The organism is Sporosarcina sp. ACRSM (assembly GCF_022346545.1).
Classification (GTDB): Bacteria; Bacillota; Bacilli; order Bacillales_A; family Planococcaceae; genus Sporosarcina.
The window spans coordinates 31,534-54,937 of record NZ_JAKRNU010000014.1 but is presented as its reverse complement, the minus strand read 5'-3'; the positions used below and the strand labels follow the sequence as shown (position 1 = coordinate 54,937).

The window sequence follows — 23,404 nt, the reverse complement described above, 5'->3', positions numbered from 1 at the left end:
AGGGGGATAATGGTGTTCCTTCATTTCAATGGCTTTGTTCAAAAGCTCTTAGTAACGTAAACCTCTTCCATTTTCAGCGATTTCATGCGCCAGACGAACCGTTGACACAGCCAACTCTGCGTATGTTACTTCTCGCGTTGGATTAAACTGATCTTGATCTGCTTCGATGATTCCCAAGGAACTTGCTAGGGCAACATACCCCGTGTATGCCGTTTGAACTTTATCGGCATCCTTAAAATCGAGTTTATAGATGCTGCTCTTTTTAGCCGCTTGCTCTAAGCCTAGCGCGCGGATAGACCAAACCGCTAATTCTTCTCTTGTGATTGACGAATCGACATCGAACTTCTTGCTGTTCGTTTGAATGATTCCTGCACCAACCGCACGTTCAACCACATTATACAATGGGTGTTTCGGATCGATATTGTCAAACGTTTGTTTTTGGTTTTCTCTGCCATAATAATATGGCCCGTCATAGATATAAGTGAGTGAATTCATAACGATTTTCAATGCTTCCCCTTTTGTAATCGAAGCATCTGCATTAAAGTTTTCAGGATCTTTTACATCTAAAATTTTAGCGCTAATGAGATAATTTAGTTCATCTTCCGCCCAAGGATGTGAAATGGAAACTGAATTTTGATCATCCAAGAAATTATTCCATTCTCCTGTATTGGCATCTAAATAACTATATGAATCTCCGTTAAATACAGGCACATAGACGAGATTATAATGATCCTTGTCTTCGTTTTTCGCATGTTTCATATACGTTAGTTTGAGGCTGAGTGCCTCTTCCAATTTCGCTTTCGCTTCTTCTTCAGAGATCACTTGGTCGCTAGAAGGCCAGTTTTCTGTCTCTTGATAATTGACATTTAGGCTATTTAAAGAGCCATCAGCAGCGACGCCCACACTAATGGAATCCCCAATCACAACAATGCCATTGACGATTCTCGGGAAGGTAACGTAATACCCACCTTGCCATTCGTCAACATAAGGTTCATCTATAGGCATCGCATAATCGTGTAGATAGGATGGAACCCATTCCTTTGCATAGCTGACAGCTTTGGCAATCGCATCTTGCTGGGAAATCGCCTTTTCGTTTTTAGTTTTTTCTCCAAGTTCATCTAACAGATGGTTTTTTATATCGCTATATTGAATGACTTCACCTGTCTGCTTATCAATGTCTAAATTCGTGCCGCTTCCGCCACGCGCATATTCATACATATATTGAACACTGATTACTTCTCGTCCATCATAATTCTCCATTTCATGGATAGAGTTGATATTTAACTTCACCTTATCGGAATCCACAGCAAGTAACTTTTCGGCAATTTTCTTCGCTTCGTCTACCGTAATGCTATCTTGTCTTGGCGGCAGTGGATTTTCGGCCAACATTTCAATTTTTGACTTCTCTGGAAAATCCTCTACATAGCCGCTTGGCGTTAACCATTTACCTGAAATCGCGTGAACGCCTTGTAATTTTGATGTCGGCTGATATACGAGCTGGACTTTGCGATCACCCGTTGCGTAATCATAGTTTATTTGATAATTCAACTCTGCTGAAAGTTGTTCCTTTACTTTTGCTAGCATTTCATCGTTTTCTTTTATTTGTTTGACATCGTCAAAAGTAGACGATTTCGACTCGCTTGACATTTTGTAGAAGCTAACGATTTCTCCATTCCCGAGAACAGATACTTCCATTCTTTGATCATCAATGGAAACGTCATTTTCCGTACGGGCGAAAGAAAAGGAGTATCGAATCGGTTCCGTTAAGACCTGTTTCGGATAATAGTTATACATGTCTGTTTCGAGTTTATAGCCCTTGCCGCCCAAAAAGTTATTCACAAAACTCTCGGCTTTTTTCTGCGCCTCTTCTTTGGAAACTTTCGCTGGGAACAAAGCCTCTGTTATATCGGCAGGTTGATAATGAAAATACTCAATGTCTAAGTCTTTTCCAACAAAACCAACATTCCCGTAAACGTCTTTGCCATTCACCGTTTTGGAGAAATACAAATCATGGCGCAACGTATCATCATTGGGATAAACGTGGGCATTACTCATTTGAAAATCATTAGCCGTTAAGAAATCAAACTGCTTTGGGAATAACTCACGAAATTTCTTAATTAAATCCTCTTTCGTAAAAACCGTGTCTGTAGCAGCGACTTGAATCTGTACCCTTTCTGGTTGTCCATCCATCGGCGTTGAAGCACCGGCAACCGATGAAAACATACCTAGTGATAAAACAGAAGAGCCTAATAGAATTCCAACTTTCTTAAACCTATCCAAAATATCCCTCCTAGATTCTCTTTCTCTTAATATTACAACAAATTTTGGAAATGTAAACCACCGTATAGACTATATGGCGACATGGACAAGAATATACCTCAATTATCGAAAAAAACGTGTAAACATCCGCCGACTGGAGAGCCAATCGGCGGATGCTGTTCAAATGGAGTGATTCACTTTTCGGTGTCATCTTGTTGCGCTTCCGGTTCATCGCTACCGCGATAACGATTGTACGGCAGAAGATTCCATGTGCGATATTGCAGTTCTTCCTCCGTGAGCACTTTCGGAATATCCGACAAGATCTGTTTCGCCACTTCCAATTCGCGCTGCGCCTCTTCCTTATCCTGGTACATGAACTCATCGGATGCAGTGATTGGAGCCATGGCCACTTTCTGCTCCAAATCCTGAATGACCATTTGTTGTTGGCCGCGCAATGCTTCACGAGCATCTGCCACCCATTCAGGCTGCAAGCTACGATTCGTATCGCCGACACTGCTATATTCTTCGAAAATATCATGGTAAATCCGGTCAGCATTTGTGCGGACATCCAAGTTGGCCATTTCCAAATCGAGATTCGTCAACTCTTCTACCGTCAATGGTTGAAGGCGTTTCGGTCCCCCGAGTCTCGCTCTTTCCAAATAGTAAGGGAATATGCTTTTCAACGTTTTTCCAACCGGCGAAATAGCCCGTCCAGCCTCATCGAGCCCTTTCGGTTGCACGCCCTGGATTGCAATGCGAGCAGATTCAGGACGCACAATTTCCTTCGGCGGCATGATTCCGTGACGAAGCATTTCCCGGATCCCCGTGCCTGAAATATTGATGCGGAACCGCTCATCATGCGGACAGGACTGAACAGTAGCCGGACTATCGCAACGAGTGCAGTAAAACACTTCATGGAATAGGCGGATATCGATCCCTAACTCTTCCGGCTTGAATTCATCGAAGATGCTATGGCTTGCATACTTATCATAATAGTCTCCGATTCCCGCATGGTCCCGCCCAATGAGCGCGTGTGTACAGCCATAGTTTTTCATGATTAACGCATGTAAAACCGTTTCCCTTGGTCCTGCAAAAATATAAGTTACGCGCAATGGAGCTAGAATGGAACGGCCTTTTGGATAATACGTATCTAGCACACTCCGATATGACAACATGCGGAATTCATGGCGTGTATATTCCCGTTTCGCCATCTCCACCAACGGTTGAAGCAATAGGCCATCGATTTCTTCCAATGCATTCTTATGGATATATTCATGGCCTCTATGCAATGGATTCGCACCCGTGATGAATCCTGCAGCAGACCGGAATTTCTTTTCTTCATAAAAGGTATGCCACGTATCTTTCGGTTCCAAGCGTAGCTTTTCGAATGGTCCCCAATCGACACGCTGCAATAGCTTGATCGGACCTCCTAACGAGACATCTCCCATCCTTCGGTAAATTGAATCGACTCCCGGGTGATTGCGGTCAGTCGTACCAAAAAGACTTTGGGCACGGTGTGCTTTATCATATTTAAAAATATCTTCAAGTGTCAGAATGGCAACCGGCTCATTATTTTCATCAGCCAACGTCACTTCATCCCCAATTGAAAGTGACTCGATGATTTCTTTGTTCCGATTCCCGATTGGAGCAAAGCTAAGCGGTGCCGGCCAGATCAGCCCATTTGTAAGCCGGCCTTTCGTCAGAACGGAATTATAATCGGCTTCGTTCATAAAACCTTCATTCGGAGACAAAACCCCCGTTGCAATCATTTCAAGTGTAATGACAGCTTCCATATCCACCATGATTGTCGGAAGCTGTTTTGCCCGGATCAGTTCTTCCTCCCGTTCTTGACCGACCACCACTTTATCGACCAATTTGCCGCCATGAGGCTGCTGTGGATATTTTGAAAACGCACTTTTCTCTGTAACGTTTAACATCCCATTCCCTCCCCCTAAAAATTGTCCATCAATATTTCTAATTATGGAAGCACATCCCATTATCTGAATATTATCATACTTAAACAATTAAAAAAAGGGTAATATTCGGAATTAAATTAAAAAAGACGACATATTTATTGTATGTCACCTTAGAGTGTAGACAAAGTTGTTTTTACTTTGTCTACACTCTTTTTTGAAGTATATGCTGTCAATTAATACTTCCCTCAGCCTGATTGAAAACGCTTGTCAGCCTAGGCGCGAAGTCGAGCGAAGACGCGAATAGAACTGAAGTTCATGAGCGGACGAGCGAGACGAGCAACAACGGATGCGAGCGTTTGTCAACAGGCTGGGACGACATATTTATCGCATGTCGCCTTCCCTTTCAAAATAATTTTGAAGTACATAAGAAACCCATTTACAATGTGGATGTTGCCGTATGTTCTCCAATAATCCTTTTACAATTGCATAGCTGTAAGTTTCCTCCAGCACTTGTTGCTTTAATAAGATTAAGGACTCTTTTTCAACAGACTCTTCCATTTCTTTAATTTTCTGTTCTAACATCTCTAAAATGTCGTCCTTTGACGCCACTTCGTTTGCAGGTCTCTTCAGCACCTGCATGATTTCCTGTGAGATAAACGGGATTGTTGTCCGTCTGGCAAGCAAATTGGTTTTTTCAACAAGTGATTGAGCGAGTAAATCCAAATCCAATGGGTATTGATAGAAGATGAAAAACTCCGAGTAGGTCTTCAGGAAACCTTTAATGATATAAACCAAATCAAATTTGATCAGTTCAATTTCTTCCCCATATAATTGCTCCACCATAGATAAGATGATGTTCTCCATCAATTGATCATAGCTATGTATTTTCATGATCAGCTCTTTGTTAAACGAGTGGAGTTGCTCTTTCATAAAAATCTTTGTAAAATCGGATCGTTTATAGAAAGAATGAAATGCGGTGTAGTAGAATTTATATAATCGTTCATTTTCATACTCAGCCTCTTTGACTACCTGGTCAATATCGAAGATTAATTGTGACATAAAAAAGTCGATCATTTCTAAGATCAGTTCATCTTTCGATTTAAACGATAAATAAAAAGCCCCTTTAGAAATCCCACAACGCTCAGTTATTTGCTGCACAGAAGTTGCTTCAAAGCCTTTTTCCGCAAAAAGCTCCAATGCCTTTTCCAATATTAGCTGTCGTTTCATCATTTTACCTACCCTACTTCCCCGTGTATTCATTGACAATTGACCATTCAGTCATTAGTATAAATAACTGCATGATCCAAGTCAATTTGAGGTAGGTGTAAACGTGAAGAATTTAGTCAACTTCGTGCTAAACAATAAATTGGCGGTATGGTTGCTAACCATCATCATTACCGCATCAGGCATATACGCAGGAACTCAGATGAAAACAGAGACCATTCCTGATATTTCAATTCCATACTTGATGGTCATGGATGTCTATCCAGGGGCAACTCCTGAACAAGTAATGGAAGAGGTGTCCATTCCGTTAGAGAAAACGATTGAAAACCTGGAAAACGTCAAAGCCGTTTACTCCAACTCCTATTCCAATATGGCAAACATCCAAGTGGAGTATGAATATGGGGTCGACATGGATGAGGCGAAACGTGAATTGGCGTCCGCGCTCGATGGGGTGACTTTGCCTGAAGAGGCAGAAGCGTCGAACATTACAGCCATCAGCATGAACATGATGCCCGTTGTCGCATTGAGTGTCAGTAGTTCTACAGAGGATATTGTAGATTTGACAGCGACCGTTGAAGAAGGGTTGCTACCGAAAATCGAGAAAATCGACGGTGTCGCTTCGGCTACCATTTCGGGTCAGCATATCGAAGAAGTCCAACTGACATACAACGACGCAAAAATGGCTGAACTTGGCATCACCGAAGAGACCGTCAAACAAATGATCCAAGCAAACGACCTAGCTGTCTCATTGGGCTTATACGAATTTGAAGAAGGTGAGCAAGCAGTCGCGATCGACGGGAAGTTCATGACGGCGGATGAACTGAAAGAAATGCTCATCCCGATTACACCGACTGCCACCACTCCGTCTCCATTTGTGAAACTCGAAGACATCGCCACAATCGAAGTAGTCGGTAAAGTACAATCCGTATCACGTACGAATGGTGAAGATGCGATTGCCATTCAAATCATCAAAGGACAACAAGCCAATACGGTCGATGTCGTCAACGATGTAAAAGATCTAATCCAAGAAGAACAGGCAAAAATCGATGGCCTGGTCATCGATGTCACCCTCGACCAAGGTGCGCCTATTGAAGCATCGATTGGCACAATGATTGAAAAAGCGCTATTCGGTGGATTGATTGCCGTTCTGATCATCCTTCTCTTCTTACGGGATTTCAAATCGACAATCATTTCAATCGTTTCCATCCCTGTGTCCATTTTCATGGCTTTGTTACTCTTGAACTGGATGGATATCACATTGAATATGATGACACTCGGTGCGATTACCGTCGCCATCGGCCGGGTCATCGATGACTCCATCGTCGTGGTGGAGAACATTTACCGACGTTTGCATTTGAAAACAGAAAAACTGTCAGGACGGGCACTCATTCGTGAGGCAACGATTGAAATGTTCAAGCCTATCATGTCTTCAACTATTGTGACAATTGCCGTATTCGCACCACTCGTTTTCGTGGGCGGGATGGTCGGTGAGTTGTTTATGCCATTCGCATTGACGATGACATTTGCGCTTGCCGCATCGTTACTCGTTGCGATTACAATCGTCCCTGCATTGTCCCACTTCTTATTTAAAAAGAAATTATATGGGGAGAAAGCAGAAAGCAACCATAAAGAAGCCGGGAAATTAGCCAATGGATATAAGCGGATTCTAAACTGGACGCTTAACCATAAGATCATCACCTCGCTCGTTGCTGTTGTCCTGTTAGCAGGAAGTGTGGCGTTAACGCCATTGATCGGTTTCAGCTTCATGGGCAGCGATGAGGAAAAAGTGATGTACTTGACATACACACCAGAAGCAGGCGAATTGAAAGAAGAGACATTAGCAAATATCGAAGTAGTGGAAGAAAATTTATTAAAACGTGATGATATCGATATCGTCCAATTGTCCATAACGGAGAACGGCGATACCATGTCAGCCATGATGGGTGGCGGTGCAGGGGGCGCGCTCATGTACTTGATCTTTGACCCGGACATGAAGGAGTTTCCGGAAGCGCGCGCCGAAATTGAAGACTATGTGTTCAATATTGGTCAATCAGGCGAATGGAAGAGCCAGAATTTCACTTCCATGTCCATGCCTACAAATGAAGTGAGCTACACTTTTTATAGTGAGGACTTAGACAAGCTAAATGAAGCAGTCAAAATGGTCGAAGGCATCATGCAAGAAAATGCCGGTTTGGAAAAAGTGTCTTCCACTTCAGAGGATGCCTATGTCGAGTACACGTTCAACGTTGAACAAGATGAGCTTCTACAGTACGGCTTAACTACTGGTCAAATCGTCATGATGCTCAACCCGATGCAATCCGAAGACGTTCTAACGACTGTTGAAAAAGACGGAAACACCTTACAGGTGATCGTGCAACAAGAACAAGCTGCACAACCGAAATCGATTGACGATTTATTAGCAACGGAAGTCCCGACAGCTCTCGGTACGACGATGAAGCTTTCCGAGCTTGTCACCGTCGAGGAAGGAACGACATTAAATACGCTGACACGCAGTAAAGGTGAATACTACGCTACGGTTTCCGGCACCGTGATCGGGGCAGATATTTCGAAAGCGACAGCTGAAGTCGACCAAGCAATTGAGCAACTGAATTTGCCGAAAGGCGTAACAATCGGAGTTGCCGGCGCAGCGGCTGATATGCAAGAAACCTTTACGCAATTGATTGTAGCCATGCTTGCAGCAATCGCCATCGTGTATTTCATCTTGGTTGTCACGTTCCGTGAAGGTGTCGCACCATTCGCGATCCTATTCTCGTTACCATTTGCAGTGATCGGCTCATTTGCCGGTTTATGGATCGCAGATGAAACGATTTCAGTATCCGTCATGATGGGGCTCTTAATGCTCATCGGGATTGTTGTCACAAATGCGATTGTACTCGTGGACCGCATCGTTCGGATGGAACGCGATGGTATGATGATGCGAGAAGCCGTCTTAGAAGCTGGTAAAACGCGGTTGCGTCCAATCCTAATGACAGCCATCGCCACAATCGGTGCGCTCATTCCATTGGCAGTCGAATCAGGTGCCGGCGGTGGGCTGATCTCGAAAGGTTTGGCCATTACCGTCATTGGCGGATTGGTCAGCTCGACATTATTGACATTGATTGTCGTGCCGATCGTCTACGAAATCCTATCGAAACTGTTCAAGAAAAACCGTAAAGAAATAGAAGAAAACTAAAAAGGTGCTGGATTCCAAAACAATATTACGTTGTTTTGAAATCCAGCACCTTGCTTTCTAATATTTCAAGAAAATTCAATCCTTTCTTCCGGGACTAGATTTGCTTCTCCCCTTTTCTTTAACTTGACCGGAGCCGATTCTTTCAAAGCGAACACCAATAGAAAGAATAGTACCGCTGTAGCACTGGATAACCATAAAGGTGCATATAAACTATATTTATCTGCCAGAACACCCGCAAGGACCGGTCCTAATGTACCTCCGATGATTTCGCCTGTCAAAACAACGGATGAGATGGCGGTTGCGGCAAAGGCAATTTTCACAGATTCGGAAGGAATAACAGCTAGATAAAGCGGTTGACATCCGAAACCTATCGTTAATAGAAAGATTAAAACTGCAAGCAAAACCATATTGGAATGAAAATTAGCGACAGCCAAAGGCAATAATATCGCTATAAATGTACAAGGAATCATGACAGTCTTTCTCCCAATCTTATCGGATAAAAACGGGATGACCAACTGCCAAAAGAACATACCGACTCCAAATACGACCATGATTATTCCATATTGTTGTTCGGTATAATTGGAGACCCCTGTTAAAAATGTTGGCATAAAACTTGAGAAAATGAGTAAATACATCATGTAAAAAATGGCGATCAGCATACTAATCCACACATTTCTTGTTTTAAATACACTTTTATAGTCATCGAAAGTAAGTTTGGATGTCCTTTCTTCCGCCCCCTTTGCCGCTTTTACGATAGGCTCCCGCATGTAAAATATTAAAACTAAGGCAAGAATGATGCCAGGAATCGCCAAAGCATACAATGAATATCGCCAATTAAACGAAACGGCAATCGCAATGACGATGATCGGCGCAAGTGCATTACCCATGAGTGGGGCCGCACTCTGAATAAATCCCATATTCATCCCTCTTCTACTAGGTGTAGACTCTACCATTATCGTAGATTGGACTAATGGGACCACAGGCCCTTCAGCTGCACCCATTAACAATCTAACGAGTAATAACGAAATGAGACCGCCTACTAAACCTGACGTAAATGTAGCAAGTGAAAAAATAATAATGAAGGTGATGAGTATATTTTTCTTTTTTCCGATAAAGTCTGAGAGACTGGCAAATATCAATGTAGAAATTCCCCAAGTAATTGACGTTGCTCCAACGAGCATTCCCAATTGTGTGTTATTCAGACCTAATTCCGGAGCTATAAATGGAAACAGATAAATGATACTTAGCCGGTCCATAAAAAGAAGACCAAATACCATAAACATTATAATGATGATACCATTTTCATATTTGATAAATGGCTGTTTCTTCACATTCATATTATTTCTCCCCTCTTATTTTAACTTGATTCAGCAGAAGTCCCCCACTTCTACAAGTAGCGGGATGAATGCCAGAATGCATTTCAATCAGAGGGAGTCCCCCCCCTGTAGCTGACGCTTCGCTTTCAGTACAAAAGCTTTGCTGATTAGAGGAACTCAGGCTAAGGTCGCCACGTTCTGAAAGTGCCTTAATTTCTGTGAAAATACAGAAATACAGCAATTCAAAGCCTGGACGCAATTACGCCGAGCACAATTGATTCTGATATAGAATTCCTCCTCGAATCAGCTTGACGCTATCGATCCAACAATTGTATAAAAACTTGTCAATTCACAATTGCAACAGCCCGTGTCCAGCCTCCGCTGCCACCTTTAATTTTGACCGGGAAGACAGACACCTTAAATCCGAATGGAGGAAGCTGATCTAAATTTGCCAGTTTCTCTATTTGGCAATATTCCTTTTCCTTCCCAACATAGTGGGCAGCCCATAAAACATCGGGACGTGGATTATTTGCAAAGTCGGCTGCCTGTACTTTCAAAGGAGTATCCCATCCCCAGCCATCCGTTCCCATTACCTTTATTCCCTGCTCAATCAACCAAAAAGTAGCCTCTGCAGATACTCCGACATGAATATCAGCATAATTCTTTTCATATCTTTTCTTATCAGCATCGCTGCGAATCATAACAATGTCATACGGCTTCAATGTATAATTAATTTCCAATAATTTTTGCTGCAAATCTTTTATTGACACTTCATAAGCAGGGGGTTTATCAGTAAAATCCAAAACGACCCCATCATTAAAAAACCAGTCCAATGGCATTTCATCAATTGTTCTTGCCGGCTTTCCTTCTGAAGTTGGCCAATAATGCCAAGGTGCATCCACGTGTGTGCCGGCATGCCCTGTTAATGTCAACTGTTCACCAGCCAATCCTTTTCCTTCCGGAAAGTCTTCCGGCAATACCCCAAATAGCTTTGCACCCAATTGGGCACCTTCCTCATGTGATTCATAACGGATTCCAAACGGCAGGGGATCTTTTAAATCTTCTTCTATTGCAACGCTTAAATCGATAATTCTCGGCTTTTTTTTCTCCACTTTAATTGAACCCCTCTCTATACAACCTTATTGCGTAACTGTCCTAAGCCCCTAATTTCTAATTCCACTTCGTCACCAGGCTCAAGCCATCTGTGAATATCGGTACCTAACTCCAAAATACATCCAAAACCAACTGTGCCTGAACCAATAATATCTCCCGGAAAAAGAGTGACACCTTCTGATGCCCGTTCAATCATCTGGCCGAAACTGTAATAAATGTCTTTAAAATTCCCTCTTGATAAGACTTTTCCATTGACAGTCGCGGTCATTTCAAGATTAAACTTGTCCCCTTGTCGATAAGCTACTAACTCTTCTTTCGTTACGAGATACGGTCCAATGGATGTCGCAAAATCCTTTCCTTTTGCGGGTCCTAAATGCACCTTCATTTCCTTTGCCTGAAAATCACGGGCGGACCAATCATTTAATATCGTATAGCCGAAAATATAATCTTCAGCTTCATCCGCTTTTATATTTTCACCTTTCTTCCCGATCACACAAGCCATTTCCAATTCATAGTCCAACTTCACACATTGCTGTGGACGAGGAATTTGTTCATCGGGTCCTTTCATCACATGGTGATTTGAGAAATAAAAAATTGGCATCTCGTACCATTCCTGCGCCATCGGATCTCCTGATCTTGCAGTTGCATTTTTAACATGGGTTTCAAAAGCTACAAAGTCACGGAAACTGCTAGGGTTAGGCAACGGAGCAATTCGTGTAATATCCTTTTTTAAATAAGTAGGACTTTCATTTTTATACCTTTGAATAATTTGCTCATATTCCTCAAATTTTTCAATCAGTTCCCTTATACTTCCTGGTAAGCTCCCCTCGCTCACCAAATTCATATCTACAACTCCATCTCCGCTTACCCACCCAGCACATAGCTTACCTTCTGGATCTAAAAAGGTTGTAAATTTCAAAGACCAACTCTCCTTTCCAGATGTATATGCGGCTGCAAAATCGGTTCGTTCATTTTAACTAACGTATTTTTTGTAAACTCCGCAATATTTACGTCTTTTGGCATTCGACCTTCCCACTCCATTAATTCCCACTGAACTAACTGCCGCGAATTGTCTACGACTATTCGGCATCGTTCAAAACGCCGCTCTGTGAAAGCGCTTAAATTTTGTTGGATATCGTCTCCTTGCTCAAGGAGTTCAGCCAAAACAACAGCATCTTCAATCGCCAAGGAAGCACCCTGTCCAAGATGTGGTGTCGTACTATGAGCGGCATCTCCAATAAGGATAACTCGTCCACGATGCCAAGGAGCCCTCATCAGATAGCTGAATATTGGACGGTAAACCACTGAGGAAGCATCTGTAATTTGATTGCGAACTTGTGCAATAATTCCTCCAAATTCCTGCAATCTTTCCCTTAATAATTGATCCAGTTGATCCACCGGCATTTTTGGATTATCCAGTTCGTGGGTCGTTAAAAGAAGGTACATCTCCTCTTTGGACATCGGGACCAATCCGGCCTTTCCTTTTTGACCAAAGTAAAAGATGCCCGTATTGACCTCCTCGGGACGCGGTAACGTATACCTCCAAACTGCTTGCCCAACATACTCCTGATTCACTTCTCCAAACAATAAATCACGGACCCTGGAATTTGTACCATCTGCTCCGATCACCAAATCGTACATTGCCGATGTCCCATCCGTAAACTCAACAAATACATGATCATCCTTATTCTCAATGGTTTGCACAGTAATCCCCATCCGGATTTCTGTACCTGCTATAGTAGCAGCGTCGAGAAGAATGTTGTGTAGTTTCCGACGGGAAAGACCGTTCACCCCCGGATATCCTTCTATCCTTGGTGATTCTGGTTTGGCGAATTTATGACCTTGTCCTGTGTGATATGAAAATCCTGGGTAGGAAAATCCATGTTGCAAACACGCCTCCAGTACACCAAGATTATCTAAAGCCCTTAGTGCATTGGCTGGCTGGATAATACCTACACCGTAAACGTTCCATTCCTTTTGAATTTCTGCAATTTCTACTTCAATACTAATTTTACGCAGGGCGATGCCTGCGGATAATCCGCCAATTCCCCCACCGACAATCAATACTTTTCGAACATGGTTTATCATCTGAATCCCCCATTTTTTTATGAATTCATCTAAGCCTTAGGTGAAGAAGCCATTGGTGAGGCCTCTTCATCTTTTGAATAAGCGCTTTACCTTACTTGCTCAATTGTTCTTTCAGCCAGTCAAGTAGCGAATAGGCTTCAGTGATATTATCGACTTGGCAGTGCGCCGATCCAGAACGGCTCGTCGGAACAATTTTTAGCCATCTTGGACATGTTAGGTCGTTATAGGTGTGATAAGCATTTTCTATCGAAACTTGTCGGTCATCTTCACCATGAATAATATAGGTCGGCATGCTGATTTTCTCGGCGACTCCTCGTAAATTAAAGCTGTTTAACTTTTCTCGTGCCACGTCCATACTTTCCGCTCCGATGACATGCTGAAGTATTCTTGCCAGGGGATGATTATCCGGACGCCTAGCCCAGACAGAATTATAATCATAAACCGCTCCCCAGATTGCACAAGCTTTAAAACGTGGCTCAAAAGCTGCCATTCTCGCAGCCATATATCCCCCCATCGAAATGGCCATAATTCCAATTCGAGCTGAGTCTACATCAAGATTTTTAATCACCCATTCGTATGCTGCAGTGCCAGCAACCTCATAATCGAAACGGGAATGGATGTTATTTAAGCGCAGCGCTCCACCCTGACCTGGTCCGTCCACAGCCACAAATGAAATCCCTCGTTCATTCAACAGTTGGGCATGACCGTAGTACAATTCTTCAGCTGTAGAATCCAGACCGCCGAACATAATGACTGCGGGTCCCTCTTTTACTCCAGGAGCTGGAAAGAAGTATCCTGGCAAATGAGAGTCTTCAAACGGAATTTGAATCGTTTGCGGTGGGTTATCTAGCATGTCTGCTCCTGTTCTAAACGCGTTAACCCCTTTTAAATAGGTTTCTACTAATCTTGGATCATCCGGTTGCAAGAAAAACTCCGCAGTTCGTATATAATTGGAAGCCCGCAGATATGCAGATCGAGCAGTTTCAATCTTTTCTTGATCAAGTGCTTCTCCAGCAGCTGCTAAACTCCGACTCCCCGTTCTCAACCACTCTTCATAAAAGCTTTCATAATCACCCACTTTGATCCGACTGGCTGTCTCTAAAATCTCATTAACTTCCCCACCGCCAAAATGCGCTTGGCTCATAATTCGTACGACTTGATAGGACCACATGTAGTTATCATTAAAATAATGGAACAATTGTCTCTCTCCGATCTATGTCAATTTCAAAGTAACTATTATCTGGCTAACGCTAATGAATACGTCCAAATTCACCTCGGCATATTACCAACTAAAATATTTTCATTGGACCAAGCATCATTCGGATTTTCCGAAACTCTCCACTCAATCGGTCCGTAATCTGGTGCAAAATAGAGTGGCGATCCCGAATAAATTTCCAAACGATTCCCTCCCGGATCAATGGCATACAAATAAAAGGCTTCCGCAACCGCATGCTTGGAAGGTCTCATCTCCAAGTGATACCCATGTTCTTTAATAAAATCAGCTGCATCCAACACTTGTTCACGATTTTCGACGGCGTAACAAACATGGTTTAAATTACTCTCATTTGGATGGTTTGGCGGAAGACTAAACAAAGCGACTTCATGCGAAAGACTCGTAACCGCCAAAAGACCACCAACTTCTGTACTCACTGGTTCATCAAGTAAAATCATTTCATTATGTTTAAAACCTAACTTTTGATAAAATTCACGGTGACGTTTAACATCGCTTGTCCAAAGTGTCACATGGTCTAGACGTCTAGTAGAAAAACCATGCCCTGGCTGTTTGTGCGGTCGGCTTCTCCAACGACTTTTCAAATCTTTTGGAACTATTATTTTTTCTACTTCCCAGAAAATCTCTTCTAAATGACCATCTGGAGAACGAAAACGATATGCTCTGCCATGCCCTAGATCTCCTTCAATCCACCCTTCACCGCAACCCATTGCTTCAATAAAACGCACTGCTTCAAGCAGGTCATCTTCGCTTTGGGCACGCCATCCAATATGACCAAGACCTTTTTCAGGAGCCTCGGTAATCTTTAAACTATGGTGAAAAAACTCTCCCCACGCGCGAAGATAGACTGATTTTCCCTGTCTTTCCGATTCGAGCAGTCCAATCGTTTCTGTATAGAACCTTACTGTTTCCTCCAAATTAGGTGTGTAAATTTCCACATGAGCCAATTGAGAAATAAAATGATTACGTTTTGTCAATTTGTCCTACCCCCGAAAATTTTAATTTTATTATGATGAGGCGAAGTGGTATTTTCGCGACTACTTCTTTTTCCCTTCCTCCCTTCACCTTTTATTAAATGCACAATCCATGCCAATTAATTTAAATTTATAAAATTTTGTTTAAACGTTGATTCTATCTAGTTTTGTGCATGTCACCTATTGTGTAGACAATCTACTGATACATTGAAAATTGTACGGAATTCGCACAACAAATCTAAAATTGACTTGAATCAGTACAATAAAAAGACGGTTTGTCAAAAAACACTGAATAATCTATAATATAATGAAATGAAGTTGATAGAGTCTTTTGTTCTAATAGATGGGTAGTTTAGAGTGTGATAAAGGGGGAGATTCGCTATGGGGGTAGCCATTCAGGATCATTATATAATTTCAAACTTCCAGGAGACGATGTGTGAGGATTTTCAACGGTTCGACAAGTTTCTTTCAGATATGTATATCTTTAAACCGGATTATTCTTTCGTTTGTATGTTCAATTCCACTGCTGGAAAACTCACTCTCAATCCAAAACAATGTTCGGATTGGATTCGCCAATTTCAATTGGAACATCAGACAACGTCCTACCAAGACCCGTCATATAAACTCCATAAGAAACACAATAGACCAATTAAAACATTTATCTACTCAGCACCTATTTTTTATAATGAAAAACTGTGCTATCACCTCGTCTGTTCTTTTGATGAACCTGATCATTCATCCCTATTGCAAGTCCTTAACTTACTTTCGAAGTTGCTCAGCTTTAAAATTGTTTCACAACGAAAGGCAGAAGATGTATTTTTAAAAAGTGAATATCAACAACAAATTTCAGACGTAGTAAAAGAAGGTTATTTTACGATCAATCAATACGGGGAAGTGATGTACCTCAACACATTTGGCGCAAAAATTTTAGGCATTAAAGATCCTAGTGAGGTAGAAGGAACACCTCTTTCTACGATGATAGATTTCCACGAGCAACTATTTTCCGTAATTCAGACAGGCAAAGGATGGATTGACAAAGAGTTCTTTATCTCTTCAAAAGGTAAAATGCAACGTCATCTTATTCTTTCTGCTATTCCAATTATCGACGATCGAAAACGATTAGTAGGTGCAATCTTCCCGTTCCGGGAGATGAAAACACTGCGCAATATGGTTGCAGATTATGTCGGTAAAAAAGGGTTGTTTCAGTTTGCGGATATTTTATATACGAGCAAGAAAATGGAGAATTTGATTCAACTGTCTAAAGCTGCAGCAATAACGGAGTCTAGTATTTTAATTGAAGGGGAAAGCGGAACTGGAAAAGAACTTTTAGCCCAAGCAATTCATAGTCATAGTAACCGGAAGCAAAATCCATTCATTGTAATTGATTGTTCATCTATCCCGCGTGATTTAGCCGAGAGTGAATTATTTGGTTATGTAGAAGGCGCCTTCACCGGAGCACGTAAAGGTGGGAAGCTTGGAAAATTCGAGCTTGCCAATGAAGGTACTGTCTTTTTGGATGAGATTGGTGAGTTGCCACTCGAACTACAGGCAAAATTATTGCGCGTTATCCAAAGTAGAACAATTATGAGAGTCGGAGGAACAGACGAGATTCCTATTGATTTTCGTGTCATCGCAGCCACAAATCGTAACTTGGAACAGGAAGTGAACGATGGAAACTTTCGCCTTGATTTGTTTTACAGACTGAATGTATTGCACTTAACTGTTCCCCCTCTTAGAGATAGACCTGAGGATATAAATGTACTTGCCCATAACATGCTTGAAAAAATTGCCCGAAAAAGAAATAAATCTGCTCCTTCTATTTCTCCGGAAATAATGAACGTGCTACAAACATATTCTTGGACAGGCAATATTAGGGAACTGGAAAATGTAATGGAACGCTGCTATTTACTGGCCGAGGACCGCATTGAATGGGAACATCTTCCCGATCGCTTACTCAAAGAAAGACAAACGAAACGATTATATGGAAATATGTATAGAGGCAATTTATTACAGGAGAATGAGTATGAGCTCATTGCGAAAATGCTAGAACAAACAAACGGAAATAAAAGTCTAACCGCGGAAAAACTAGGAATCTCAAGATCCACATTATATGATAAACTTCGAAGGTATAACATTTTGTGAGTAAAGATTTCTAAAATTATATAATAGGAATTCATTTGTTTCTTAAAAGGATGGACAAAGTAGATGCCCATTCTTTGTTTCCATCAGCAACTATGTAAAATTGATTCATGCTCCAAAAGCATGGCATTGATGCAAATTATCCATTGGAAGTCCTGTATAATGAAGCGTATGATAAGTGTTATTCAATTCAGTTTTTATCAACAACCAAAGGAGTATTTGCATCTATGACCTATATTCAACGTGGCACAACCGAGTTTAAAAAAGTAAACCTCGCTTTATTTGCCGGTGGATTCTGCACGTTTGCCATACTTTGGGGAACTCAGCCTTTACTTCCTGATATCGCAAAAGAATTCCAACTAACACCCGCAATGGCCAGTTTGAGTTTAACAACTACGACTATCACGTTGGCAATCAGTCTTTTATTCATCGGTTCTTTGTCAGATCAATATGGCCGAAAAAACATCATGGCGATTTCTTTAGTAGCCTCAGCCTTTCTGGCCATCTTAACAGGATTCGCCCCTACTTTCCCTTTGTTGATTTTATGTCGTATATTGCAAGGTATCACGTTAGCCGGGCTTCCAGCAGTCGCAATGGCTTATTTAGGTGAAGAGGTTGAACGAAAAAGTTTAGGCTTCGCAATGGGCTTATACATTAGTGGAAATTCAGTTGGTGGAATGGCAGGTCGTATTATCAATGGGTTTTTAACCGATTACTTCAATTGGCATATTGCCTTAATGGGAATCGGGATCGTCAGTTTATTGGCCACAATCATTTTCTGGTTGTTCCTTCCTCCTTCAGCACACTTCACGGCACATAAATTACAACTTAAACACTTCACAACGACATTATTAAGCCCTTTTAAAACACCCGGCCTTCCGTATCTTTTTTTAATCGGGTTTTTATTGCAAGCCGGATTTGTTTCTTTATATAACTACATCGGCTTCGAACTTATTCAACCGCCTTATTCACTTAGCCAGACCTTGGTCGGATTTATTTTCATCGTCTATATTGTCGGTACATTCAGTTCGACTTGGATGGGGATGTTAGCGGACCTACATGGCAAACGGAAAATTTTATTGTTAGCGCTCCTCATATTACTCATCGGGGTTTGCATCACTTTACAGTTCAATCTATGGATTAAAATTATCGGAATCGCAATCTTTACTTTCGGCTTTTTCGCCGGACATTCCATCGCCAGTAGTTGGGTCGGCGAATTGGGGAAACGGGATCGGGCGCAAGCCGCTGCATTGTATTTGTTTTTCTACTATTTAGGTGGAAGTATCGGAGGTACTGCAAGCGGGACATTTTATCACCACTTCGATTGGATCGGGGTCGTTGTGGCCATTGTCGCTTTTTCTGTTCTTTCTCTATTTGTAACGGCACGATTAAGAACGGAGGGATAATTATTTATTTATGAACTCACTTATACTATTATTATGGAACACGTTAGATTTTCCGTACATTATATGAGGGAGGAATAATTATGCAGATCATTCAAACGCCTTATGTAGTTGAAGAAAAGAACAAGCATGTCGGAAAGATTGTAAGCGAGTCAAATTATGAGGTCATGAATATCCAATTAAAAAAAGGAGAAAAGATTCCAACGCATCATGCAGATTGTGATGTCCTGATCATTGTACGTAGGGGGACCGTTTTATTCACAGTCGAAGAAGAAAAGGTCGAATTGTCCAGCGAAAATATTCTTCAGATGAATCCATTTGAAAAGCATAGCTTGGAATCTGTGGAAGATGCCGATCTACTCGTTTTAAAAATAAAGTAATATAGAAGAGTTTTTTCTATTTTCCAAAGTAGAGATAGATCAAAGACTTTTTCATAGCTAAAAAAACACCTTCATTACAGATTTTCTTCGTAATGAAGGTGTTCCCCGTTTTATAACTTATAATTATTGTACAACCCCACACGCAATACGATCACCGGAATTTCCGGATGGCTGCGTTTTGTCATCGTCCGCTTCAGCATGAATGACAAGCGCTGTCCCGCCTTCGCGCAATAATGAGTTATCTTGTCCACTTGTCAGCGTGACAAGTTCCGCTAAAAACTCCTCATCCACAGCCCCGTCTGCCCCCACTTCAAGATTCGGCAGATCACCTGCATGTGGACCATTTTCGCTCTCTAATCCATGATTGGCGCCAGTCGGATTGAAATGACTGCCAGCCGACTCAAAATCCGGAGCTTCACATTTCCCGATCTCGTGGAAATGAAAACCATGCAACCCTTCAGGTAAGCCGGTTACATTCACATTCACGCGTACACCATCTTCTTCCTCAGTCAATTCCGCAACACCGACCGAGTTTCCACTTGTATCTATCAAGTCAACAGTCTTGGATGAAAGCTCTTCCTCCCCCGTCTCGTTCACATCAGACAGATTCGGATTATCAACATCGCCTGTTTCCAAGTTCTCCTCTTCCTTCAATTCATCCACTCCCGTAGCCGGTGCCGCGTCATCTGTTTCATCGTTGCACGCTCCAAGACCCAAGACAAGAACAATTGTAGACATTGTAAAGAACCACTTTTTCATTTTCACACGCTCCCTTTATTAGTTTATTAACATCTTTATAATTCACTCTATCTCAAACATTAAACATAAATTTAGGTCTGTAATATTTAAACCCGAATAACGATGGATCGTTTAGACCACCTAACAGAGTTATCGAAAAAGTAACACAATGCTTTGGCATAGCCTTTTGCGAGGACTTCCCCAGAAGGAAGAAACTGGAGTAAAGGGTGTGAGTCTATTAGAATGGACCTCCTTTTCAGCCTTTTTTCATACAGTATCTAGGACTCTCGGAATATTTTTTTCATTATGACAAAGGTTAATATTCCCATGGAAAGTTGTTACTTGATTGTTACCCTCTCGTTATTTTCTTTTGTTAATGTTGTTATCAAGCAGACGGGGCACTGCACATGATTCGTTTGACAAACGTCAGACGGTTATCAAAAAACTGACCCTGATTTAATCCATTGCGTGTAAAGGAGGTAGGTGTACATAACGACTTGAGAAAATGAGTGTCAGTTTCATAGTTGAGCAGTTGAGACTAAAAAAAATATGCAAAAAAAGGGAGTTTGATGATTCTTGGTTAAAGAAACGAATTCTAAAGAGAAAAACACAAACAAGAAGATTTTGCCGTTTGTCATGTCTACCTCAATGCTAACTGCTGCTATTTTCGGAGCAGGCGGATCAGCTTTCGCGGCTGAAAAAGAAGAAGCCACAGCGTTTAAAAATCATGGTGCAGAGGTTTCATCTTATGCCACTAGCCTTCCGGGTTCACCTGAAAAAGGAAAAATCATGCGTACGATTGCAAGTAAAAATTGGCTGGCAGCGACACCGAATGATGATACTTCGGATGATGATGCAACGGATATACCAGTTGATGAGGACGATGCAGCAGATGCTCCTGCTGACGAAGAAGATACGAATGAAACTCCAGTAGTGGATGAAGACGATACAACAGATGCTCCGATCGATGAAGATACAACAGAGAATCCTGTTGATGAAGACGAAGTTACAGATGTTCCGGTCGATGAAGATACAACAGAGAATCCTGTTGATGAAGACGAAGATACAGATGCTCCGATCGATGAAGATACAACAGAGAATCCTGTTGATGAAGATGAAGTTACAGATGTTCCGGTCGACGAAGACACAACTGACGTTCCTGTTGATGAAGACGAGGCTGCAGATGTTCCGGTCGATGAAGATACGACAGATGTTCCTGTCGACGAAGACGAAGCTACGGATGCTCCAGTCGATGAAGATACGACAGATGTTCCTGTCGACGAAGACGAGGCTACGGATGCTCCGGTCGACGAAGACACGACAGAGGTTCCTGTTGACGAAGACGAGGCTGCAGATGTTCCGGTCGATGAAGACACGACAGAGGTTCCTGTTGACGAAGACGAGGCTGCAGATGTTCCGGTCGATGAAGACACGACAGAGAATCCTGTTGACGAAGACGAGGCTACGGATGCTCCGGTCGACGAAGACACGACAGAGGTTCCTGTTGACGAAGACGAAGATACGGATGCTCCAGTCGACGTAGATACAACAGATGTTCCTGTTGATGAAAACGAAGATACGACAGAGAATCCTGTTGATGAAGAGGAGACTATTGAGCTTCCTGGAGTCGATGAAGACACAACAGATGCACCTGTTAACGAAGACGAAGCTGCAGACGAAACTGAGGTTGAAGAAGATCCTGCTGGTGAAGAAGGTACAAATGAAGAAAAGGAAACAGAAAGGCCAGCTGACGATAGTATCAATGAAGATACGACATCAACTGACCAATCCAACGATAGCGTTATTATAACAGATGAACTAGTAAATGAATATAGATCTATTCTACAAAGTTACGGAAGTTTAATTGATTACTACGATTTCCTTATCCAAGATTATCTTGGTCTGATATTACCAGTGGATGAGGAAGCTGCAGAAGAACCTATTCTTGACGAAGAGGTAACTGATGCTCCAGCTGAAGGTGACGACACGGCTGAGGAACCCGCTCTGGACGAAGAAGAAAATGACGCTCCGGCTGACGGTGATGAGACAGCTGAAGAGCCTGCACTAGACGAAGAGGAAAATGATGCTCCAGCTGAAGGTGATGAGACTACTGAAGAGCCTGCACTAGATGAAGAGGAGACTGACGCTCCGGCTGAAGGTGATGAGACTACTGAAGAGCCTGCACTAGACGAAGAGGAGACTGATGTTCCGGCTGAAGGTGATGAGACTACTGAAGAGCCTGCACTAGACGAAGAGGAGACTGATGTTCCGGCTGAAGGTGATGAGACTACTGAAGAGCCTGCTCTGGACGAAGAAGCTGACGCTCCAGCCCAAACAACAGTATGGGACAAGTTAGTCGGTTATTACCAACAAGCTGTTACTGCATATAGTACTTTATTCAGCACGTTGAAAAAATAAAATAACAAAACAATTAAATTAAACACTTAACAGGGCATACTAGTATTCCCTGCCTGAACCCTATCACTTATGGTTGCTCAAATTGAGAAACTTTAAAACCCTTGGAACTTCCTACTGATGAAGTTTCCAAGGGTTTTAGTTCTCTGTGATTTGAGCTTATGAGACAGGTTGTTTCGGCGTGTAGAATTCCTCCGGTATTGGTCCAAAAACTCTGCGGTGATAAAGCATCGGATCTTTTTCTGCAATAACTTGAAGATCGATGACTTCTCCAATCAAAACCGTATGATCTCCCGCCTCAATCGCTTTAAATGTTTTACATTCAAAGACTCCGAATGCGCCGGCAAGGATTGGTAAACCATTTTCGGAAAGGCTCCACTCACAACCGCTAAATCGATCCTCAACTTTACTCGCAAACGTTTTACAAAGCTCTTGTTGTTCACCGGATAGGACGTGTACAGCGAATTTCCCGCCTTCCGTAAACGCTTTTAATGATGACACGCGATGATCGATAGACCAAAGCAACATAAGCGGATCCAAGGATACGGAAGCAAATGAATTCACTGTCAACCCGACAGGCTTTCCGTTCTCATCCGTTGTTGTGACAATGGTTACGCCTGTTGGGTAATTCCCCATAATTTGTTTAAATAACTCTTGGTGTTCTGCTTTTTGCATGATGAAACACTCCTTTTAAAACATATTAAAAACTCTTTCAACGATAATCAGTTAACTTCCTTGGCGTTGAAACAATGAAATAGCTTTCCATTCCTTTATCTCCAACCGACGCACTTCCTCCACGACATGCGGATCTGCTTCTGCCATTTCAACAGCTTCTTCATAGGTGTCTGCAATATAGACGACGAGGCCGCCAGTTCCATCCGTAAAGGGACCTCTCGCAAAAATTTTTCCTTGCGCTTCCAACTCTTCCAAATAAGCAATATGACGGGGAAGAACCTGAGCATTTTTCTCAGGATTCACCATGTGCAACAATGCCGCATAATACGCCATACTTTTG

General features: G+C 42.1%; 17 protein-coding genes. 5 read left to right on the top strand and 12 right to left on the bottom strand.

Going from position 1 to position 23,404, the window contains the following annotated elements; all coding sequences use genetic code 11:
* Positions 1 to 48 precede the first annotated feature (48 nt).
* The 3 genes from MHZ95_RS18370 to MHZ95_RS18360 form a co-directional block, all read right to left on the bottom strand.
* On the bottom strand, positions 49 to 2,280 hold the full coding sequence (locus MHZ95_RS18370; protein ID WP_239392248.1) for an S-layer homology domain-containing protein: 2,232 nt from the start codon (positions 2,278 to 2,280) through the stop codon (positions 49 to 51).
* 173 nt (positions 2,281 to 2,453) lie between these two features.
* A complete protein-coding gene (locus MHZ95_RS18365) occupies positions 2,454 to 4,196 on the bottom strand; it encodes a sulfate adenylyltransferase (protein WP_239392247.1) in 1,743 nt (580 codons plus the stop codon).
* 360 nt (positions 4,197 to 4,556) lie between these two features.
* Entirely contained in the window at positions 4,557 to 5,402 is an 846-nt protein-coding gene (locus MHZ95_RS18360; protein ID WP_370643108.1) for a TetR/AcrR family transcriptional regulator, read from the bottom strand.
* A 103-nt stretch (positions 5,403 to 5,505) separates the two neighbouring features.
* Here MHZ95_RS18360 and MHZ95_RS18355 point away from each other — a divergent pair, with 103 nt between their 5' ends.
* A complete protein-coding gene (locus MHZ95_RS18355) occupies positions 5,506 to 8,592 on the top strand; it encodes an efflux RND transporter permease subunit (protein WP_239392245.1) in 3,087 nt (1,028 codons plus the stop codon).
* Positions 8,593 to 8,657: 65 nt separating this feature from the next.
* Here the strand turns inward: MHZ95_RS18355 and MHZ95_RS18350 are convergent, their stop codons facing one another.
* From MHZ95_RS18350 to MHZ95_RS18325, 6 genes are all read right to left on the bottom strand, one after another.
* Positions 8,658 to 9,929, bottom strand: coding sequence for an MFS transporter (locus MHZ95_RS18350; protein ID WP_239392244.1), 1,272 nt, complete (start codon positions 9,927 to 9,929; stop codon positions 8,658 to 8,660).
* Between the two features lie 323 nt (positions 9,930 to 10,252).
* Positions 10,253 to 11,020 carry a cyclase family protein gene (locus MHZ95_RS18345; protein ID WP_239392243.1) on the bottom strand — a complete coding sequence of 256 codons (768 nt, stop codon included), beginning with the start codon at positions 11,018 to 11,020 and terminating at the stop codon, positions 10,253 to 10,255.
* 17 nt (positions 11,021 to 11,037) lie between these two features.
* A complete protein-coding gene (locus tag MHZ95_RS18340) occupies positions 11,038 to 11,940 on the bottom strand; it encodes a fumarylacetoacetate hydrolase family protein (RefSeq protein ID WP_239392242.1) in 903 nt (300 codons plus the stop codon).
* Positions 11,937 to 13,109: an FAD-dependent oxidoreductase gene (locus MHZ95_RS18335; protein ID WP_239392241.1), complete on the bottom strand. Its 1,173-nt coding sequence runs from the start codon at positions 13,107 to 13,109 to the stop codon at positions 11,937 to 11,939. Before MHZ95_RS18335 ends, MHZ95_RS18340 begins: the two co-directional genes overlap by 4 nt.
* Before the next feature lie 91 nt (positions 13,110 to 13,200).
* Positions 13,201 to 14,307 carry an alpha/beta hydrolase family protein gene (locus MHZ95_RS18330; protein ID WP_239392240.1) on the bottom strand — a complete coding sequence of 369 codons (1,107 nt, stop codon included), beginning with the start codon at positions 14,305 to 14,307 and terminating at the stop codon, positions 13,201 to 13,203.
* Between the two features lie 71 nt (positions 14,308 to 14,378).
* Complete coding sequence (locus tag MHZ95_RS18325) at positions 14,379 to 15,317, bottom strand: VOC family protein (RefSeq protein ID WP_239392239.1); 939 nt, start codon at positions 15,315 to 15,317, stop codon at positions 14,379 to 14,381.
* A gap of 378 nt (positions 15,318 to 15,695) precedes the next feature.
* On the opposite strand from MHZ95_RS18325, the gene MHZ95_RS18320 reads away from it, so the two are divergent.
* The 3 genes from MHZ95_RS18320 (at position 15,696) to MHZ95_RS18310 (ending at position 19,236) form a co-directional block, all read left to right on the top strand.
* Positions 15,696 to 17,456: a sigma-54 interaction domain-containing protein gene (locus MHZ95_RS18320; RefSeq protein WP_239392238.1), complete on the top strand. Its 1,761-nt coding sequence runs from the start codon at positions 15,696 to 15,698 to the stop codon at positions 17,454 to 17,456.
* 224 nt (positions 17,457 to 17,680) lie between these two features.
* Entirely contained in the window at positions 17,681 to 18,859 is a 1,179-nt protein-coding gene (locus MHZ95_RS18315) for an MFS transporter (protein ID WP_239392237.1), read from the top strand.
* 80 nt (positions 18,860 to 18,939) lie between these two features.
* Positions 18,940 to 19,236 (top strand): cupin domain-containing protein, encoded by a 297-nt coding sequence (locus tag MHZ95_RS18310; RefSeq protein ID WP_239392236.1) that lies wholly within the window; start codon positions 18,940 to 18,942, stop codon positions 19,234 to 19,236.
* Between the two features lie 123 nt (positions 19,237 to 19,359).
* On the opposite strand, the gene MHZ95_RS18305 is transcribed toward MHZ95_RS18310, so the two are convergent.
* Positions 19,360 to 19,995, bottom strand: a complete 636-nt coding sequence (locus MHZ95_RS18305; protein ID WP_239392235.1) for a superoxide dismutase family protein — start codon at positions 19,993 to 19,995, stop codon at positions 19,360 to 19,362.
* Positions 19,996 to 20,550: 555 nt separating this feature from the next.
* On the opposite strand from MHZ95_RS18305, the gene MHZ95_RS18300 reads away from it, so the two are divergent.
* Positions 20,551 to 22,392, top strand: a complete 1,842-nt coding sequence (locus MHZ95_RS18300; RefSeq protein ID WP_239392234.1) for a midas domain-containing protein — start codon at positions 20,551 to 20,553, stop codon at positions 22,390 to 22,392.
* A 156-nt stretch (positions 22,393 to 22,548) separates the two neighbouring features.
* On the opposite strand, the gene MHZ95_RS18295 is transcribed toward MHZ95_RS18300, so the two are convergent.
* A complete protein-coding gene (locus MHZ95_RS18295; protein WP_239392233.1) occupies positions 22,549 to 23,064 on the bottom strand; it encodes a flavin reductase family protein in 516 nt (171 codons plus the stop codon).
* 51 nt (positions 23,065 to 23,115) lie between these two features.
* Positions 23,116 to 23,397 (bottom strand): YciI family protein, encoded by a 282-nt coding sequence (locus MHZ95_RS18290; RefSeq protein WP_239392232.1) that lies wholly within the window; start codon positions 23,395 to 23,397, stop codon positions 23,116 to 23,118.
* Between the last annotated feature and the right edge of the window lie 7 nt (positions 23,398 to 23,404).

Coding starts and splice junctions, on each gene's coding strand:
- MHZ95_RS18365 (WP_239392247.1), bottom strand. CDS start 4,196: ATGTTAAACGTTACAGAGAAAAGTGCGTTTTCAAAATATCCACAGCAG.
- MHZ95_RS18360 (WP_370643108.1), bottom strand. CDS start 5,402: ATGAAACGACAGCTAATATTGGAAAAGGCATTGGAGCTTTTTGCGGAA.
- MHZ95_RS18350 (WP_239392244.1), bottom strand. CDS start 9,929: ATGAATGTGAAGAAACAGCCATTTATCAAATATGAAAATGGTATCATC.
- MHZ95_RS18335 (WP_239392241.1), bottom strand. CDS start 13,109: ATGATAAACCATGTTCGAAAAGTATTGATTGTCGGTGGGGGAATTGGC.
- MHZ95_RS18320 (WP_239392238.1), top strand. CDS start 15,696: ATGGGGGTAGCCATTCAGGATCATTATATAATTTCAAACTTCCAGGAG.
- MHZ95_RS18315 (WP_239392237.1), top strand. CDS start 17,681: ATGACCTATATTCAACGTGGCACAACCGAGTTTAAAAAAGTAAACCTC.
- MHZ95_RS18310 (WP_239392236.1), top strand. CDS start 18,940: ATGCAGATCATTCAAACGCCTTATGTAGTTGAAGAAAAGAACAAGCAT.
- MHZ95_RS18305 (WP_239392235.1), bottom strand. CDS start 19,995: ATGAAAAAGTGGTTCTTTACAATGTCTACAATTGTTCTTGTCTTGGGT.
- MHZ95_RS18295 (WP_239392233.1), bottom strand. CDS start 23,064: ATGCAAAAAGCAGAACACCAAGAGTTATTTAAACAAATTATGGGGAAT.
- MHZ95_RS18290 (WP_239392232.1), bottom strand. CDS start 23,397: ATGGCGTATTATGCGGCATTGTTGCACATGGTGAATCCTGAGAAAAAT.